Source organism: Agaribacterium haliotis, from assembly GCF_002312815.1.
In the GTDB taxonomy this organism is placed as follows: domain Bacteria; phylum Pseudomonadota; class Gammaproteobacteria; order Pseudomonadales; family Cellvibrionaceae; genus Agaribacterium; species Agaribacterium haliotis.
Window position 1 is genome coordinate 81,238 of sequence record NZ_NKQJ01000002.1, and the last position, 16,492, is coordinate 97,729.

General features: G+C 50.6%; 12 protein-coding genes. 6 read left to right on the plus strand and 6 right to left on the minus strand.

The window, feature by feature from the left end:
• Positions 1-19: 19 nt before the first annotated feature.
• The 6 genes from CFK45_RS03215 to CFK45_RS03245 all read right to left on the minus strand — a co-directional run bounded on the left by CFK45_RS03215 (position 20) and on the right by CFK45_RS03245 (position 4,249).
• The gene (locus CFK45_RS03215; protein ID WP_096084982.1) at positions 20-376 is read right to left on the minus strand and encodes a VOC family protein; all 357 of its coding nucleotides are present in this window, start codon (positions 374-376) and stop codon (positions 20-22) included.
• 114 nt (positions 377-490) lie between these two features.
• Positions 491-1,390, minus strand: a complete 900-nt coding sequence (gene bla, locus CFK45_RS03220; RefSeq protein WP_096084983.1) for a class A beta-lactamase — start codon at positions 1,388-1,390, stop codon at positions 491-493.
• A gap of 448 nt (positions 1,391-1,838) precedes the next feature.
• Entirely contained in the window at positions 1,839-2,120 is a 282-nt protein-coding gene (locus CFK45_RS03225; protein WP_096084984.1) for a peptidylprolyl isomerase, read from the minus strand.
• A gap of 261 nt (positions 2,121-2,381) precedes the next feature.
• The gene (locus tag CFK45_RS03235; protein WP_096084986.1) at positions 2,382-2,627 is read right to left on the minus strand and encodes an HP1242/YdcH family protein; all 246 of its coding nucleotides are present in this window, start codon (positions 2,625-2,627) and stop codon (positions 2,382-2,384) included.
• A gap of 168 nt (positions 2,628-2,795) precedes the next feature.
• Entirely contained in the window at positions 2,796-3,359 is a 564-nt protein-coding gene (locus tag CFK45_RS03240) for a hypothetical protein (RefSeq protein WP_143247468.1), read from the minus strand.
• A gap of 320 nt (positions 3,360-3,679) precedes the next feature.
• Positions 3,680-4,249, minus strand: a complete 570-nt coding sequence (locus CFK45_RS03245) for a YceI family protein (RefSeq protein ID WP_096084988.1) — start codon at positions 4,247-4,249, stop codon at positions 3,680-3,682.
• A gap of 249 nt (positions 4,250-4,498) precedes the next feature.
• Between CFK45_RS03245 and CFK45_RS03250 the strand changes: the two genes are divergently transcribed.
• The 6 genes from CFK45_RS03250 (at position 4,499) to pbpC (ending at position 16,485) form a co-directional block, all read left to right on the plus strand.
• Positions 4,499-5,395: a LysR family transcriptional regulator gene (locus tag CFK45_RS03250; RefSeq protein ID WP_096084989.1), complete on the plus strand. Its 897-nt coding sequence runs from the start codon at positions 4,499-4,501 to the stop codon at positions 5,393-5,395.
• Between the two features lie 158 nt (positions 5,396-5,553).
• The gene (locus CFK45_RS03255; protein ID WP_096084990.1) at positions 5,554-6,354 is read left to right on the plus strand and encodes a DODA-type extradiol aromatic ring-opening family dioxygenase; all 801 of its coding nucleotides are present in this window, start codon (positions 5,554-5,556) and stop codon (positions 6,352-6,354) included.
• A 110-nt stretch (positions 6,355-6,464) separates the two neighbouring features.
• Positions 6,465-7,556: a sensor histidine kinase gene (locus CFK45_RS03260; RefSeq protein ID WP_096084991.1), complete on the plus strand. Its 1,092-nt coding sequence runs from the start codon at positions 6,465-6,467 to the stop codon at positions 7,554-7,556.
• 46 nt (positions 7,557-7,602) lie between these two features.
• Positions 7,603-8,202 carry a response regulator transcription factor gene (locus CFK45_RS03265; protein WP_096084992.1) on the plus strand — a complete coding sequence of 200 codons (600 nt, stop codon included), beginning with the start codon at positions 7,603-7,605 and terminating at the stop codon, positions 8,200-8,202.
• A 136-nt stretch (positions 8,203-8,338) separates the two neighbouring features.
• Positions 8,339-14,161 carry an alpha-2-macroglobulin family protein gene (locus CFK45_RS03270; protein WP_096084993.1) on the plus strand — a complete coding sequence of 1,941 codons (5,823 nt, stop codon included), beginning with the start codon at positions 8,339-8,341 and terminating at the stop codon, positions 14,159-14,161.
• Positions 14,158-16,485: a penicillin-binding protein 1C gene (gene pbpC, locus CFK45_RS03275; RefSeq protein ID WP_096084994.1), complete on the plus strand. Its 2,328-nt coding sequence runs from the start codon at positions 14,158-14,160 to the stop codon at positions 16,483-16,485. The genes CFK45_RS03270 and pbpC overlap by 4 nt, the downstream gene beginning before the upstream one ends.
• Positions 16,486-16,492 lie beyond the last annotated feature (7 nt).

A 16,492-nucleotide genomic window follows, 5' to 3' on the forward strand; every position in this document is an offset into this window, starting at 1 on the left:
TAAAACTGATTGAGCTAATTTAGTCAGAAAAGCACAATTTATTTTTATCCAGATCCCTAACATAAGCAGAAAAGCGCGGGCCTCGTTGCCCCGGCTGACCTTCACAAACACCACCTAAGGCTAAGGCCAAACTGTGCATTCGCTTCACCTCTTGTGCGGTACCGACATTAAAACCAAGCATGCTGCCATTGCCATGTGTTGCGGCTTTGCCGTCAAAAGGAAGGGCAACGGAAAATGCAAAACCATCCCCCAGCCAGTACGTCATCCTATCTGATGGCACCAGCTTCTCTAAATTCAAACCTTCAAAAAGCGAATCGTAAAATTTAGTTGCAGCGGCCATATTATTACTGCCGACAACAAAGTAGTTCATTTTCACGATCTAATCTCCAACTGGGTAAAAGACCGATCATATCTTTATGCTACTGACACCCTATGTCAGTAGCATAAAAAACATGTCAAAACCCAATAACAACGACAGAAACAAGCACAACTAACCTAGCGCCCATTGAGCGGCAATTTTTCCCACTTCGGCAAGTACCGCCTCGTGCCTGGCCTCTATCTTTTCAGTGTATTCACCACTATCAAAATAGGCGGCAATAATTATTGGGTTTTTGCCGGGCGGAAATGTAATCGCAACATCGTTGCACTTGTTGGTTGTACCTTGCGTGCGCCCGGTTCCGGTTTTATTACCTGTTTGCCATTCAACGGGAAGGCCGGCTCGCAGCCGCCTGGCTCCGGTAGCCGTGCTTTGTGTCCAAGCTAGAAGCTGCTTACGTGTCGTATCGCGCAAGACATCAGCGGTTAAAATCCTCGCCACCAGCTGAGCATAAGCAAGCGGTGAGGTGGTATCGCGCATATCGGCCGAAAGCACCAGGCCCAGGTCTGGTTCATAACGGTCGAGGCGAGTGACGGTATCGCCCATGTCTCGATATTTAGCGGTGACAGCAGCAGGGCCACCCAGGCGCTTCACCAACAGGTTGGCTGCAACACCATCGCTCCACTGCTGCGCCGCCTGCGCTAACGTCTTTATGCTCAGGCCACCCTCGGCGAGGTGTTTTTTAGTCACCGGCGCCCAGGGTAAAAGATCGCCTTCAGAATAAGGCAATATCTCATCCAGGTTTAAACGCCCGTGATCAGCCTCGCGCAAACAGGCGGCAACCATTGCCAATTTAAACGTAGAACAGGTTGCAAAGCGCTCATCTAAACGGTTGCCAGTTACTTCGCCTGTCACCGTATCGAGCAAACACACACCAAGGCGCGCCTGCCCCTGCTCCAGGGCCTGAATCCGCGTAGCAGCATCAAAGCGGCGCGCAGATTTACTGCTTGCGAAAGACGATACAGCTGCACTTGCAGCTGCAGAGCCAATTAAAAAACTGCGCCGTGAAAACATCAATCAAATCCTTTTTCATATAAAAATAATTTTTCCAAATACGCCCATCGCCTCTGTGTGAAAGAAAGACGTAAGATGCGATCGACTAGGCCGCGTTACTGCTAAAATTGCAGGCGCGTATCGCCCACCGCCACGACAATGGCGTTGACCAGCTCATGCATACACGACCGGCTCAATACTAGGGCCTGTTAACACTAATTAAATACGCTCTGCTGGAGCCTGAATATTCGCCCAGAAAGGCACTTTGAGCGCAGTTTAGCAAGCTAAATAAGCGAGAAGTAACGCATCGGGGCGGATATTCAGGCCCAGCCCTTCGGGTTGTGCCCCTCATCCCGCTCTCTGTGTTGTTTGTCGCTTATTTGGAACAACCAAACTGCGCTCCAAACGCCTTGATAGCAGAATGAGGGGCGCAACAGAGTGCATTTAATTAGTGTTAACAGGCCCTAAGCTAATCCCGATATATCGTTTCAATCAAATGATAACCAAAGGGCGTTTTAATTGGTCCGTGCACGGTTAGTATGGCTTTGCCAAAAACAACCTGATCAAAGGCTTTAACCATGTCGCCCTGACTAAACTCGCCAAGGTTGCCGTCATTTTTCTTGGATGGGCACTGGGAGTACTTTCGCGCCAAGGTGCCAAAGTCCGCGCCTTTGGCTAGCTGCTGTTTTATTTTCAGCGCTTCATTTTTGTTCTTTACCAGGATGTGGCGAGCACTTGCGCGCTTTTTCATGCTTTTGTCTCTACAGCTAAAACTGCAAAGTATAAAGCTGTTTTAAGCGTAACGCGAAAGCCAGGATAAAGATAAGCTTGCTCTCGCTAGCGCTGGGCCGAAGCGAGCTTTGCCCGGCGAGGGCAAAGAAGTCGTCAACCGTATTAGGAGCTAGAGCCAAGCACTTTAATAGCTCAACTATATAACCCACTGCACGATTGCCCACTACGTGGCGCAACTACATAGCTCAACAATATAGCTCAACAATATCGCTGAAGCTTCTTAAGCTTCAGCCTTCTGTATATGAGAGTACAGCGAATCTTTCAAGGCCGCTCGCTTGCTCTTTTTCTGGTGCATCAGTTCGTCATCAATCGGGGAGCCTTCCAGCTCCAGCTCCCGGATTTCTTCGTCAAGGCTGTTATAGGTTTTGGCGGCTTCGGCAAACTCGCCATCGGTCTTAATAAGTTTTTTGATGATCACTGCAGATTGCGGGAACTCGTTTAACAAAGAGTGCTTTTCACCCAACATAAAAGAACCTCCTTAACTATGGAATAATCAAAAGATCAAGTTTCTGCAGTGTACTCACTGCGTGCTTATGTTAATCCGGAAGATTATTTACAATAAAGGTCAAAGCAAAAATATGTGCCAAATATACACAAAATTTAATTTGATAAATAAAGCGCCAACTCACGGCACTTAATAATAACTCGAAGCTTTGATAAAGAATTCGTTGTATACCACCAGGCCCAAAGCCACGGCAAGCAGCAATAAACACAATATAAATACAGATCGCCTACCGGGCCACAACATAAAACCTGCCGCCGACACTAACCACAAATGGGCGGCCAGCTTGTCTAGCTGCAAGTAGTTAAAACTAAGTAGGAACAATATCAACAGTATGCTGTTTACATCCCGAGTATAAATCGTACTAGCAAGCACTTGCTTATTTTTGTTGATTAACAAAGACAGGGCCGGAACAAACATCAATGCAGACAGGGCGGCGATAAGCAAAGCAATTTTCATACTGCCACTTAAAGCCACAATCAGCGCAAGCACCGCAGCGGGGAAAAACGCAGCACACGCCAGCATCAGCTTCTGAGCTTGATTCTCTACTACCTCACTAGCAGGCCGGGAAACAACAAGTATCATTAGCAATAGCACTAACACAAGCTGTACTAAATAAAGCCCGTGAGAATGTAAAGTAAAGTCATAACTCAACGCCGGCCACAACATCAGTACCGTACAACTAAGTAACGCCAAAAATCTCAGCGTTAGCTTAATAGGCTGCGCTACGGCTAGAAATGAAATCATAACAAGCGCGGGAACAAGCAAAATAAAGTAGTCATAAGCTTGCCGGGGTGGGAAATTTGGCAAGTTTATAATCCACGCATAAGGCACTAGCCACAGCAACAAATAGCATCTAGCTTTTGTTTTACCGGTCAAACCCGGCATAACATGCAATAAAACAGACAAAAACAAAGGCAGCAAAGCTGCCTGGGTGAATAGACTTAATAACATTAGATCACCGGGTGTTGAAGCTAAAGATCCAGACTTGCCGAAACTAAAGTCAGCTCCGGCCTTTATTTTTTTACGGCTTCAACAAAAATTTCTATTTCAATCTCATCGCCGATGCCACCGAGCATATAGTCCATGCCAAAGTCGCTGCGTTTGATTGTGGTTGTCGCGGAATAACCTATGCGCTCAAGGCCCCACGGGTCTTTTGCCTGCTTGCCTTCAACCAGCGCCAAGCTGATATTTTTCTTTACGCCAAGTAAAGTCAGCTCGCCACTTAAGCTTTTGCCGTCTTTGGACACTTGCAAGGGGCTGGTAAAACGCAATTCAGGAAACTGCTTGCTGTTAAAGAAGTCCGGGCTGCGCAGGTGCTCGTCGCGCTTTTGATGGTTGGTATCAATCGAAGCACTTTTAATTAGCACAACAAGTGAGCCCTGCTTCGCGTCTTTAACGATAATCTCGCCGCTAATATCGTTAAAACGCCCAACCAGCTTGGAATAACCGAGGTGATCAACCTTAAAACCCGCGTAGCTGTGGGCGGCATCAATATCGTATGTTCCCTTAGCTGGCAGAGCCTGCACGGCAGTGCTTAGCACGACAGTAAATATCAAGCCGGAAATTAAACGTACACTTTTCATCTGAATTCCTCTGTTTATCTATGTTGTAGATCGGTGTTGCATGTCGGTGTTGTAGCTCGATGTTGTATCTCTGTGTTTTTCAGCTCTGCATTGGCCAAGCCCCTGTAGGAAGCAGCCAGGCAATACGGTCGCACGCCGAGCCCTATCGTTTAGCGGGAGAGATTATTTACTGCTTCAAATTAATACACAATAATGACATCTATCAACAAACTGTTTCTTATTGGTTAACACTAAAACGAGGCCTCTTAGGTGGACAAACTCTCTTGCATGCGCAGCTTCTGTGAAGTTATGAAAGCTGGCAGCTTTTCTCAGGCGGCGCGCCAACTGGGCATATCTAAGGTGATGGTCAGCCGCAATGTCAGTGCGCTCGAGAGTGAGCTGGGCCTGCGGCTATTGCAGCGCACCACTCGTAAAATGAGCCCCACCGACGAAGGCCGCGCCTATTACGAACGCTGTCAGGCCCTGCTTGATGAGTTTGATGAGCTCGACGCCAGCATCAAAGACCGGGCAGGCCAGGCGCGTGGTCGACTGCGCTTAAGTGTGCCCTCGGAAAGTTTTTTTAATCGTCAGCTGCTGCCGTTTTTCTCCGACTTTGCCCGCCAGCACAGCGAACTAGAACTCGATATCGCGTTAAGTGATCGCTACATCGATATCGTTGAAGAGGGGTTTGATGCCGCCATTCGCATAGGCCAACTGCAAAACTCAAGCTTAATCGCGCGCAGGCTTGCCGATATGCAACAACTGCTGTGTGCAAGCCCAGACTATTGCGCGGCCCAGCCGCCAATTAATCAGCCCGAAGACCTGCAGCAGCACGAGCTAATTATCGACAGCAACTATCGCGGCGGCCAACACTATGTGTTTAAGCGTGGCCAACACAGTGTCAGCGTCAAAGCCTCGGGCCGCTTGCGCATCAACAGTGCCGATGCCGTCAGCAGCTTTTTACTGCAGGGCATAGGCATCGCCGTCTGCCCTTCATTTATGGTCAGCGATGAACTCAAATCGGGCCAGTTACAACAGCTGTTGCCCGAATGGAGCCTCGGCAGCGGTGGTATCTACCTGCTCTACAGCCACCGCAAACACTTAAGCGCAAAAGTCAGATTGCTGCAAAGCGCACTGTGTGCGTATTTTGATAAGCAGCATAAGTAAAAGATTAGTTAACAATTAATTTCACCCAGACCCAATTGTTAACTCTTGAGTAAAGACGCAGCATAAGCGCTTATTCAGCACTTCAGCCCGGCCCTGCCAAAAACCAACACTCAGCAGGTGACTTGTGTAATAGCCGGGCGACAGATTAAGGCGCCTTTATGAACACAGTCATGCCTTCGGCATTTATTTCCCACGGTTCACCACAGCGCATGCTCGAACAGAGCCCGGCAAGAAGCTTTGTCGAAGCTTTTGCCAAACGCCTGCCCCGCCCAAGAGCAATACTTGTGATATCGGCGCACTGGCAAAGTGAGCAGCTCGAGCTGACCTGTACAGGCGAGCACAGCCTGCAGTACGATTTCTGGGGTTTCCCGCCTGAACTCAACCAGGTTCAGTATCCGGCGCGCCAGAGCGCGCAGCTGAGTGAAATACTGGCCGACAATTTTCAAACGCAAAACATTGCGGTGAACTGGAATAGGCGCGCACTTGATCACGGCGCCTGGTCGATATTAAAACTCGCCTATGCCGACGCCGACATTCCCGTCGCCGCAATCAGTCTGCCAACACCAAAAGACGCAAGTACAGCTACCGGCTCAGATATGCAGCAGTACTATGAGCTGGGCCGCGTACTTAAGCCCCTGCGCAAACAGCAAATTCTGTTGCTAGGCTCCGGCAGCGCCACCCACAACTTAGCTCAGCTAGACTGGAGCGGGCGCGAACAGCCGTGGGCAAAAGAATTCAGCCAGTGGTTGCAGCAGCGGGTTAAAGCGCGCGATGACAAACAGCTGTGCCAGCTCTACCACAGCCACCCGCTGGCGCAGCGAGCGCACCCGAGCAATGAACACTTTCTGCCTTTGTTAGTTGCGCTCGGCGCAGCTGCCGGAGAGCGAGCCGAACTGATTCACGACAGCATGGAGCTTGGCTGCTTAAATAATTCGAGCTGGCTATTTGGCACTTGCTGACAAATGTCATTTCCTCAAACAGGGTATTTGTTTTATGGTTAGGGCAAACAACACTGTCGTCATAGGGGATCTCGCCTGAGCCTGTTGACACTAAAAGCTGCGAAGCACAGATGCCAGACAACACAGACAAAGATAAAAACCACATTTGGTGGGTCAGCATTCCGCTGTTTTATTCAGCATTTTATTTGCTCGGCTATCTGTTTCAGCCCCTCACAGACAAACAGCTTGTACCGTACTTTTTGGCCTATGTGATCTTTCTCGGCCTGTATTTTGCTGCCCACTATCACCGCGGCTACACACACTACTACTTGATTGCCAATGGCCTTTTGGTTGTGGCCATTTCTCCGCTAGCGTTTTCCAGCTACGCGCTGCTCTGGCACACCGGCTTTTTCGCCGGCAACGCCTTTAGCCCCGTGCGCGGGCGCCTGATGCTGGCTTTTTTAATCAGCTGCGTTTTACTTGCGGCAAGCTTAATTCACAGCAATGTCAACGCATTTTTATTAAGCGCTCTGTTGCCGCTTGTCTCGCTGTATGTGCTGGGCATTGTCGTCAAACGTATAAACACCGAGCAAAAAATAAAGGCGCAGAAAGATCAGCAAATTGAAACACTGGCAAAGATTGCCGAGCGCGAACGCATCGCCCGGGATATGCACGATGTGCTCGGTCACAGCCTGACATCAATTACGCTAAAAGCACAGCTAGCTGAAAAACTTTGCCAACAACAACAGTGGCAAGCGGCAGAAAAAGAAATTAAAGAAGTGCACAGCCTGTGTCGCTCAAGTTTAAACGACCTCCGCCAGGCCATAGATCAACAGAAACACTTAAGTTTTAACGAGCAGCTAGAAAAACTCTGCGGCCAATTGCGAGACCACGGCCTTTTGGTTGAGCTCAAACTTCAAGCCTTGCCGGCCTTAGCCGAACACGAATCAGCACTGGTACTTATCTGCACTGAAGCTTGCACCAATGTACTGCGCCACAGCGCGGCAACAAAAGTTCAAATAACTACGCAGCAAAACAGCACTAAAAATAACTGCGATTTTGTTTTATCGATCAGCGATAACGGTGATATTAAACACTTTAGCGAGGGCAACGGGATTCGCGGCATGCGAGAGCGAGTGCAGGCACTCAAAGGCGAATTTAAGCTCACTACAGATAGCGGCATGCATATACACGTTTGTCTGCCCGCCCCCAAAACAAGCTAACAAATGCTAGAAAAGCCCCTAAACCACTGTTTTACAGAACGAACAAATGAAGATATTACTGGTTGAAGATCAAGCAATGGTGCGCGGCGCACTTAAGGCCCTGTTAAATTTAGAGCAAGAACTTGAGGTGGTTCACGACTGCGCCAGCGCCGAACAAGCCCAACACTGGTTGACACACAACAGCGTCGACCTTGTATTAAGTGATATTGAACTGCCCGGCATTAACGGCATCGATTTAATTGAGTGGATTAAAAAACAAACTTTTGATCCGCACTGTGTCATCGTAACGACCTTTGGTCGCGCAGGTTATATCCGCCGCGCCATCGACGCCGGCGCCGATGCGTTTTTGTTAAAAGACGCCCCCAGTGAACAGCTTGCCAAAGCCCTGCACCGCGTGAGCCAGGGGCACAAGGTGATCGATGCCGAGCTCGCATTAAAAGCGCTTGGAGATAAAAACCCGCTGAGCGACAAAGAGCGCCGGGCACTCGCGCTTGCCGCCGACGGCCTGAGCAGCCGCGACATCGCCAAGCGCCTGTGTTTATCCGACGGCACCGTGCGTAACTACCTAAGTGAGGCTATATCTAAACTGCACGCCGCCAACCGTATCGACGCTGCGCGCATAGCCAGGCAACAGGGCTGGCTCTAAGCCGGGTACTGGCGGTTTCAACTTAAAAAAACCGTCAAAGGCTTGTTGCCACTAATTTGTGCCAACGCTATACGCAGCCCCAGACGCTTTCTATAATCGGCGCCTGACAATACAGAAAGGGAAAAGGGAATCTGCGATGTTTTGCCTACCGCGCGCTTCGCGCCTACTGTGCCTCGCCTTACTTATTTTTTTTACTGCATGCTCGAAGTCGCCATCGGAAAACAGCGATGCAGCTTCTGCTCAAGAGGGCGACACCACAGCCACACAAAATGCGCGCAGCCAGACAGCAGAGCAAATAAGCGCTCAGACAAAGGCCAGTGCCGAGCTAGTATCTACAAGTGGCAATGATCGCTGGTCGGCCCATATTAAAAAGCAGCCAGCGTCTTATGTCAGCGCCAGCCGCCCGCTCAGCATCGTTTTCAGCCACCCGGTCAGCGGTGAACAGGCTTTAAATGAAGCGCTCGACGGCCTGCTGAGTTTTGAGCCCGAGCTTCGTCACCGCGCCTTTTTCAGCCAAAACAATAGAATTGAAATTGAATTACTCGAACCGCTGGCGCGTGAACAAAACTATACCCTGCTGCTTTTCCCCAATAAGCTCGACGGTGTCAGCGACAAGCTCGGCGCCCACCAAATACCGCTAAAAGCCCTGCGCCAAGACTTCAGCTTGCAAATTGATGGTCTGCACATCAGCCGCGATAGCGGCGAGCACACAATCAGCGGCAGCCTGCACAGCAACGACGCCATCAGCCCAGCCCAGGCCGAAGCACTGTTAAGTGCACGTCAGGGCCAACAAATACTGCCGGTCAGCTGGGTATTTAACAGTGACAGCAATGCGGTATTTATTGTTAAAAATATCCAGCGCCTAGAGCAGGCTTCGAGTGTCGAGCTCAGCTGGAACGGCCAAGGTATAGGAGTCGATAAAACCGGCCGCCAGCAGGTCAAGGTGCCATCGATGGCCAGCTTTGAAGTCACCGCCATACGCAGTGAGCAAACTAGTGAGCAGTGGATATACATCGATTTTTCCGAGGCCTTGTTGCGCAAGCAAAACGCCGATGCCCTGGTACTCATTAATGGCAAAGCCGCCCGCAGTGTGCGCATCGATGGCAATAGACTGCGCGTCAGTCCAGCAGAAAAACTCAGCGGCTCTGTGCAGGTTGAAGTGCTCGCCGGCGTGCGCAGTGCAAGTGCCAATCGCAGCCAGCAAGACTTTAAACAGCAGCTGGAGTTTTTAACGGAAAAACCGGCCGTGCGTTTTGTCGGCGACAAACACATCCTCGCCCAACAAGAGCAGCTCAATATCGCCATCGAAGCGGTCAACGTCGATTCGGTTCAAGTTACCGCCTATCGCCTGCCGGAAAACAACCTCGGCGCTTTTTTGCAGTACAACAATTTACGCCAAAGCTACATCGACGATCGCAGCAGCTCGGCGCTGTGGCGGCGAACCTTCAGCTTGCCGGAAATACCGCGCGATCGCTGGCAGAGTTATGTATTAGATTTAAGTGACTTGTTTATCGATGCGCGTGAGCTGATTGCCGTGCAGATAAAAATTGACCGCAGCAACAGCATACTCGAATGTGGCAGCGAGCGCCCCGAGCACAACGACAAGCTCGAAAGCCGCCAGTGGCCAAACGAGCAGAATCAAAACCAGCCAAGCTGGGTGCAGCGCTATTATTTAAGCCAGGGTTACGGCTCGTGGCGCGATCGCGACAACCCCTGTACCGATTATTATTTTTCTTATCACAGCAATGATGCTTCCAGCCTGCGCTACTTTAGCCATTCCAATATCGGCCTGATCGCCAAACTCGGCGGCGACCGACAGCTATTATTAACCAGCAATGACATCGGCTCCGCCGAGCCGCTGCGCGACGTTGAGATAATCGCTTACAACTTTCAGAATCAGGCCCTCGCCGAGGGAAAAACCGATAAAAACGGTATGTTGACCTTGCAACCTGTGGCAGCACCACACTATGTTATAGCCAGAAAAAACGGCCAACTCAGTTTTCTTCGCCTGCAGCGCAACGAAGCCCTAAGCAGCAACGTATTTGATGTCGGCGGCGCACACAGCAGTACCGGGCTCAAAGGTTTTTTCTACGGTGAGCGCGGCGTTTGGCGCCCCGGCGACGATATATATTTAAACTTTATTGCCGAAGACAAAAGCGGTAATTTTCAAGCTGACCAAGCGCTGACGCTGGATTTTTTTGACCCGCGAGGCAGCAAACAACAAAGCTTGACACAAGCTTCACCTGTCGGCGGCTTTTATCACTTCAAATTAAAAACCGATGACGACGCCGCCACTGGCAACTGGCGCGCGGTGATCCGCTACGGCAACCAGTACTTCAGCAAAATCATCCCCGTTGAAGCGATCGTGCCAAACCGTTTAAAAATCGAACTCGACTTTCCCGCAAAGCGCTTAAGCGCCAATAACAATGGCGACACAATAAAGCTGCACTCTCAATGGCTAAATGGCGCTACAGCCAAGCAGTTAAAAAGTGATGTCAAGCTCGTTGCTCAAAGCGTAACAACAAAAATCGCAGGTTTTGACGGTTTTATATTTGACGACCCTTCGCGCACGCTCAAAAGCCAGGAACGTATTGTTTTTGATGGCAAACTCGATCAACACGGCGATGCCAATTTTATTTTCCAAGCAAATATCTACGATGCCCCCGGCGAAGTTAAGCTTAATTTTACCAGCAGGGTGTTTGAACCTGGCGGCAACTTTAGCACCCAGTACCGCAGTATTAATTATTTGCCATACAAACAACTGGTCGGGCTGAATGTACCAAGTGGCAGCGGCTGGAATAATTCCATTGCCCGCGATGAGAAACACGAACTGAGCATACTCGCTACCGATGCCCAGGGGCGGCGCTTAGCCGATAACAAAGTTGAACTGCAGCTGTATCGCATAGACTGGCGCTGGTGGTGGGACTACGGCAGTGAAAATTTATCGTCTTATGTTAACGGCAGCCACAACCGCGCCTTAAGCCGCGCCGAACTACAGACCAATAACGATGGACTCGCCAGCTGGGTGCTCGACGGCAACAACTACGACTGGGGGCGCTACTTGATACGCAGCTGCCACAGCGACAGCGGTCACTGCGCCGGCAAGGTTGTATATTTAGGTTGGAGCGCCGAAGCCAACAGCCAAAGCAGTGGCGAAAGCCAATTAATTATCAGCAGCGATAAAGACAGTTATGAGCCCGGCGACACCGCCTGGTTAAACCTACCGCAACTGCCGGACAGCAAGCAGGCGCGACTGCTTTTAAGCCTTGAAAACGGCAGCGGCGTTATTGAGCAGCGCTGGGTTGAAAATGAAGTTCAAGACAGGCGCCTAGCAATAGACATCGACGCGTCTATGGCACCAAATATCTATGCCCCTTTGAGCCTAATTCAAGCGCTCGACAACAAGAACAACGACAGCCCCGTGCGCATGTACGGCATTGTTCCACTTAAAGTTAACAACAAAAACAGCAAACTTCAGCCGCAGTTAACAAGCCCCAAAAGTGTTCGCCCCCAGTCGAGCTTTGAAGTCAGCGTGTCGGAAAAGCTCGGACGCAGTATGAGCTACACTCTGGCCCTGGTCGACGAAGGCTTGCTCGGCATCACCAATTTTAAGCTGCCAGATGCGCACCTGGCTTTTTATCAGCGCGAAGCGCTCGGCGTACTAACCTGGGACATATATGACTTAATTGCCGAACAGAAAAGTGCCCAGTTCAATTCACTGCTGCGCCTTGGTGGCGGTGACAAAGGCGATGACAACAACACAAATAAGAAGCGCCGCTTCCCGCCGGTTGTGCAACATCTCGGCCCTTTTACATTGGCCGCAGGCCAAACAAATACTCACAGCATTCAGCTGCCGGAATATATCGGCGCGGTGCGTTTAATGTTGGTTGCCGCCGAGCAAGTTCCACCGGCGGCCAAAAGCGGTACAAAAAGCCAAGTAAACAAAACAGAAAACGCCTACGGCAGTGCCGAACAGAGCATCACCGTAACTCAGCCCTTAACCCTACTGGCCACGCTGCCGCGCGTGCTCGGCCCCAATGAAGATCTCGACTTGCCGATTAGCGTCTTTGCCAACACCGACAGTATTAAAGATGTTCAACTGAAGATTGAAGCTAACGAGCTATTTGAACTTAAGCAAAACCAGTTGCAACTGAGCTTTAATAAACAAGGTGAACAAATTGTTAGCGTGCCGCTTCGCAGTCGCAATCAAACTGGCACCGGCACCGTTACTGTCAGCGCCATAAGTGGCACGGAAAAAATAAGCCAGAGCATAAATATCCCTGTGCGCTCTGCGGCTCTGCCGGAGACTGTCAGTGATTCAGCGCTGCTTGAGGCCGGCCAAAGCCAGCTGCTTGAAGTTGAGCCCAACGGCATGCTCAACAGCAACCAGGCCTGGTTTGAGCTCAGCCGCTTTCCCGAACTAAAACTCGGCGAACGCCTCGACTATTTAATCGCTTATCCACACGGCTGCCTTGAACAGACAACATCGCGCCTGTTCCCCCAGCTGTATCTCGACAAACTTGTCAGCCTCAGCGACAAACAAAAACAGGATATTGACCTTAATGTGCGTGAAGGCATACAGAGATTAAAGCGTTTTCAACAAAATGAAGGCGCTTTTAATTACTGGCCGGGTGGTCATTACAGCAACCGCTGGGCAAACAGTTACGCCGGGCATTTTTTAATTGAAGCCAAAAAACTTGGTTACGTTGTGCCGACAGATATGTTTGAACGCTGGCTGGCCGCACAAAAAACCATGCTTGCGGGCAATACACAAAAGAATATGCAAAGCAGTGATGCCTACGCTCTTTATACCCTGGCGCTTGCCGGAGCCGCGGATTTTAATCATATGAACCGCTTGCGTGAACAGCTCAGGCCGAACGCCAACAAAAACCAAGAAACGCCTAACTTGCGTTTGGCGCGCTGGCTGCTCGCTGCCGCCTATAGCGAAGTTGGGGTAGAAGATGCCGCAAGCGAGTTAATGCAGGCGGCCAACAACCGTGTGCAAGAATACCCGTGGTCGGGTTATACCTACGGTTCTGAACTGCGCGACAGCGGTATTTTGTTATATGTACTCAGCCGCCTCAGCGACAAAAACCACAATAATAGCAACAACAATAATAACAATAACAGTGCCGCCTGGGATATTGCCCTCGACATTGCTGAACAAATGCGCCAACAGCGCTGGTATTCCACCCAAAGTGTGGCTTGGGCCCTGCTTGGTTTTGGCGATTATTTTTCTGCAGCAAGCAGCACAGAACAACAGGATTTTTCTTATCGCATCGGCAACGGCGACTGGCAAAAATCGACGTTAATGTCGCCAATTTATAAACAGCCGCTCGATGTTGGCAGCGATAAACTGCAGTTGGAAATCCGCAACGACAGCCAGAGTGAGCTGCATATCAGTCTCAATAATCAAGGGCGCCCGGCAATCAGTAAACAGCCGGCTTCAGCCTCGCGCATAAGTTTGAGCACAGAGTTTCGCGACCTGCAAGGGCAAAGCCTGGATATTAAACGCCTGCCTCAGGGTGAAGACTTTAAAGCCATAGTGAAAATATCTGCACTCGATAACAGTACGCGCTTGGAAAACCTCGCCCTGAGCGTTATCACCCCGAGCGGCTGGCAAATTGCTAACGACCGGCTCGAAGGCAAGCAACTTGCAGCCGGCCTGGAATATCAAGACTTTCGCGATGATCGTGTGCTGAGTTATTTCAGCCTCGGCCGCTATTATCACTACCAGCGCTACGACAAACGCAGCATAGAGCTTGAGTTTACCCTAAACGCTTCGTTTGCCGGCCGTTTTTACCTTCCCGCGTGGCAGGTAGAAGCTATGTACGACAATAAAATCAAGGCGAACAACAGCGGCCAATGGGTACAGGTTGTTGCAGAAGCTGGCGCAAAAAATCAAACCACAGCTGTCAACAACGATAACGCAATACAAGCACAGCTGCTGCAGCCTTGAAAAAAAAATCTGTTTTACTCTCGGCGCTGGCGCTGCTGTTGCCTGCAATCACTTATTGCTGGTTAAACAGCTCGCTGCCCGAGAGCTACTACAAACAAGCTTATAGTTCTGTTCTTTACAACCAGCAAGGCCAGTTGCTCGCAGCTACTATCGCTGCGGATGAACAGTGGCGCCTGCCGCCGGAAAGCAAGCTGCCTGAAAAATATATACAAGCGCTGCTGCTCTATGAGGACAAACACTTTTATCGGCACTGGGGGCTCGACCCCGGCGCACTTTTGCGTGCGATTAAATTAAATATTCAACAGCGGCGTATCGTCTCGGGTGCCTCCACTTTGAGCATGCAGCTTGCACGCATGCTCTACGGCAACCAAAAACGCAGCTACCTACAAAAATTCAAAGAGCTGTTACTGACCTTTAAGCTCGAATATCAACTTAGCAAAGACGAGCTACTTATACACTACGCCAGCCTCGCCCCGTTTGGCGGCAATACCGTCGGCATTGGCGCGGCAAACTGGCGCTATTTTTCGTTGCCACTGACCGAGCTCAGTTGGTCTCAAGCGGCGTTGCTTGCCGTTCTACCCAATAACCCTGCGGCCATTCACCCAGGCCGCCGGCGCCAGGCCTTAAAAAATAAACGCGATAAATTGCTCGAACAATTGCACCGGCATGGGCATATCGATCAGCTCGAACTCAAGCTTGCCAAACTTGAAGCTCTGCCAGAAAAACCGCAGCCGATGCCACGCTCTGCGGCTTTATTATTGCAAAGCCTGAAACAGACCCAGCCCAAGCAACAGCGCTTTATCAGTTACATCGACAGCAACTTGCAGCAGCAGCTACATAAATTGACGGCCAGCTACAACCGGCAGATGCAAGCCGACAATATTAACAATATGGCAGTGCTGGTCATCGACGACCGGCAACAAGAAGTGATTGCTTATATTGGCAACGCCACCTTGGGCACGCAGCAGCGACACGCAGCTAAGCTCGATTTAATTCAGCGACCGCGTTCATCCGGCAGTGTATTTAAGCCATTTTTATTTGCCCAGATGTTAGAGCAAGGCCTGCTGTTGCCGGAAACCCTGGTTGAAGATATCCCAAGTTATTACGACGGCTACAACCCCAAAAACTACGATCGCAGTTACCGCGGGCTGGTCCCTGCCAAACACGCCTTGAGCCAAAGTTTAAATGTGCCCGCCGTGCGCATGTTAAAAAATTACGGGGTCAGCCAATTCAAACAAGACCTGCAGCAACTCGGTTTTAGCCATCTCTGGCGCCCGGCCCAAGACTACGGCCTGGCATTAATTCTCGGCGGCGCTGAAACCAGTTTATGGGACGTCGCAAACGCCTATTCACGCATGAATCTGAGTGCTCAGGGCAGGCGTTTAAGTTTTAATAAGGCGCGCTTAAGCAGTTCAGATACGCCGAAAAAAAATGAATTTTTACTGAGCCAGGGCAGCGCCTGGCTCACCCAGCAGGCGCTGCTGGAAGTTAACCGGCCCGGCGTAGCTGGTTCCTGGCAAGAGTTTCGCTCAAGCCAGGATATAGCCTGGAAAACCGGCACCAGCTACGGCTGGCACGACGCCTGGGCCATCGGCTCCAACGGCCGCTACACTGTCGCTGTTTGGGCCGGCAACGCCAACGGCGAAGAAGCTCGCGCCTTAAGCGGCAGCCGCAGTGCCGCGCCGCTGATGTTTGATATCTTTAGTTATCTGCCAGTCGTTGAGCTCGCCGCCGAACCGCTGCACGCACTAAAAAGCTACCGTGTCTGTCGCAACGACGGCCACCTGCCGCAAAATAACTGTGAGACCTACAAACAATATGCGCCCGAAGGCGCCCAACAATTTCGTTTAAGCAGTCGCTACCACGAGCTTATTTATATCGACAAACAAAGCGGTTTTCGTGTGCACGGCCTGTGCGAAAAAAGCTACAACATGAAAAGCCAAAGCTATTTTTCACTGCCACCGGTTACCGCTTATTATTATCGCGCTGCCGGCGGCCACTTGCCCGCTCTACCACCGTGGCGCAAAGACTGCCTGAAGAGTTTGGCACAGAGCGGCAACCAAGCCGCATTTGACATTGAATACCCCAGTGAAGGCGCCCGTCTGAAAATCCCGGTTGAGCTTAACGGCCAACTCGGCCGCGTTATTTTGCGCGCGCGCCACCTCGAAGCTTCGGCCACACTCTATTGGCAAATCGACAAGCAAAGCCTGCCCAAGACAAAACACTTTCACGAACACGCGGTAGCGCTAAACCCCGGCTGGCATCAGTTAACTGTTATTGATGAACACGGGCGCAGCCAAAGCCGTTGGTTTAAAGTTAATTAGGGCCTGT

What these genes read in the sequence shown, in the direction of transcription:
- bla (WP_096084983.1), bottom strand. Translation starts at nt 1,390, where the DNA reads ATGTTTTCACGGCGCAGTTTTTTAATTGGCTCTGCAGCTGCAAGTGCA.
- CFK45_RS03225 (WP_096084984.1), bottom strand. Translation starts at nt 2,120, where the DNA reads ATGAAAAAGCGCGCAAGTGCTCGCCACATCCTGGTAAAGAACAAAAAT.
- CFK45_RS03235 (WP_096084986.1), bottom strand. Translation starts at nt 2,627, where the DNA reads ATGTTGGGTGAAAAGCACTCTTTGTTAAACGAGTTCCCGCAATCTGCA.
- CFK45_RS03245 (WP_096084988.1), bottom strand. Translation starts at nt 4,249, where the DNA reads ATGAAAAGTGTACGTTTAATTTCCGGCTTGATATTTACTGTCGTGCTA.
- CFK45_RS03255 (WP_096084990.1), top strand. Translation starts at nt 5,554, where the DNA reads ATGAACACAGTCATGCCTTCGGCATTTATTTCCCACGGTTCACCACAG.
- CFK45_RS03260 (WP_096084991.1), top strand. Translation starts at nt 6,465, where the DNA reads ATGCCAGACAACACAGACAAAGATAAAAACCACATTTGGTGGGTCAGC.
- CFK45_RS03265 (WP_096084992.1), top strand. Translation starts at nt 7,603, where the DNA reads ATGAAGATATTACTGGTTGAAGATCAAGCAATGGTGCGCGGCGCACTT.
- CFK45_RS03270 (WP_096084993.1), top strand. Translation starts at nt 8,339, where the DNA reads ATGTTTTGCCTACCGCGCGCTTCGCGCCTACTGTGCCTCGCCTTACTT.